Here is a 1,895-nt window from a genome sequence, read left to right on the forward strand (position 1 = left end):
GGCGCAGAACGCGAGCAAGACCTACGGCACGGACGATCCGACGCTGGGCTACACCACCGCAGGCCTGGTGAACGGCACGGTGCAGAGCCGGGATGCGAGCGGCAACCTGGTCAACGTGACGCTCGCAGACACGGCGGCCAACACGTTGACAGGTAGCCTGGGCCGCCAGTCGGGCGAGAACGTGGGCAACTACGCGATCACCAACGGCAGTCTGGCGTCGACGAACAACTATGCGCTGACGATCAACACCACGGGTGCCAACGAGACGATCACCGCCGCGAACCTGACGGTGACGGCGCAGAACGTCACCAAGACCTATGGCGCGGACGATCCGACCCTGGCCTACACGACGTCGGGCCTGGTGAGTACCACGGTGCAGAGCCGCGATGCGAGCGGCAACCTGGTCAATGTGACGCTCGCCGACACGGCGGCGAACACGCTGACGGGCAGCCTGGGCCGTCAGTCGGGTGAGGGCGTGGGCAACTACGCAATCACCAACGGCAACCTGGCAGCGGACAGCAACTACCGGATGACGATCAACCTGGCGAACGCCAACGAGACGATCAGTGCGGCTGGGCTGACGGTAACGGTGACAGCGCAGAACGTCACCAAGACTTATGGCAGGGACGATCCGACCCTGGCTTACACGACGGCAGGCCTGGTGAACGGTACGGTGAAGAGCCGCGACGCGAGCGGCAACCTGGTGAACGTGACGATCAGTGACTCGTCCTCGGGAACGCTGACGGGTGGCCTGGGCCGCCAGTCGGGTGAGGGCGTGGGCAACTACGCGATCACGGCCGGTAACCTGGCCCTGTCCAACGGTAGCGCCAACTACGCCTTTGTGGTCAACGTCACGGATGCGAACCTGACGATCACCGCAGCGAACCTGACGGTGAACGCCTCTAGCGCCACCAAGATCTATGGCACGTATGACCCGACTCTGGGGTACACGACCGCGGGCCTGGTGAACGGCACGGTGAGGAGCCGGGATGCAAGCGGTGCGCTGGTGAACGTGACGCTGAACGATACGGCAGCGAACACGCTGACCGGTAGCCTGGGCCGCCAGTCGGGTGAGGGCGTGGGCAATCATGCGATTACCAACGGCAGCCTGGCGCTGGCTAGCGGCAACTATGCGCTGACGATCAATACCACGGGTGCCAACGAGACCATCACCGCCGCGAACCTGACGGTGAACGCCTCGAACGCGACGAAGACCTACGGCACCAACGACCCGACGCTGGGCTACACGACCGCGGGCCTGGTGAACGGCACGGTGCAGAGCCGCGACGCGAGCGGCAATCTGGTCAACGTGACGCTCGCCGACACGGCGGCGAACACGCTGACCGGTAGCCTGGGCCGCCAGTCGGGCGAGAACGTGGGCAACTACGCGATCACCAATGGCAGCCTGGCATCGACGAACAACTATGCACTGACGATCAACACCACCGGTGCCAACGAGACCGTCACGGCCGCGAACTTGACGGTGAACGCCTCGAACGCCACCAAGACCTACGGCACGAGTGACCCGACGCTGGGCTACACGACCGCGGGTCTCGTGAACGGCACGGTACAGAGCCGCGACGCAAGTGGCAACCTGGTCAATGTGACGCTTGCCGACACGGCGGCGAACACGCTGACCGGTAGCCTGGGCCGGCAGTCGGGTGAGGGCGTGGGCAACTACGCGCTCACCAACGGCAGCCTGGCACTGGCTAGCGGCAACGCCAGCAGCAACTACCAGCTGACGATCAACACCACCGGGGCCAACGAGACGATCACGCAAGCCAGTTTGACGGCGACGGCGCAGAACGCGAGCAAGACCTACGGCACGGACGATCCGACGCTGGGCTACACCACCGCAGGCCTGGTGAACGGCACGGTGCAGAGCCGGGATGCGA

Annotated in this window: 1 protein-coding gene; it reads left to right on the forward strand. The window is 65.1% G+C overall.

All coding sequences use genetic code 11. The features are described from left to right. A partial coding sequence (locus RN01_RS34465) for an S-layer family protein (protein WP_039016855.1) occupies positions 1–1,895 on the forward strand: 1,895 nt, incomplete at both ends.

The sequence above is a fragment of the Cupriavidus sp. SHE genome (assembly GCF_000812445.1).
Lineage (GTDB): Bacteria > Pseudomonadota > Gammaproteobacteria > Burkholderiales > Burkholderiaceae > Cupriavidus > Cupriavidus metallidurans.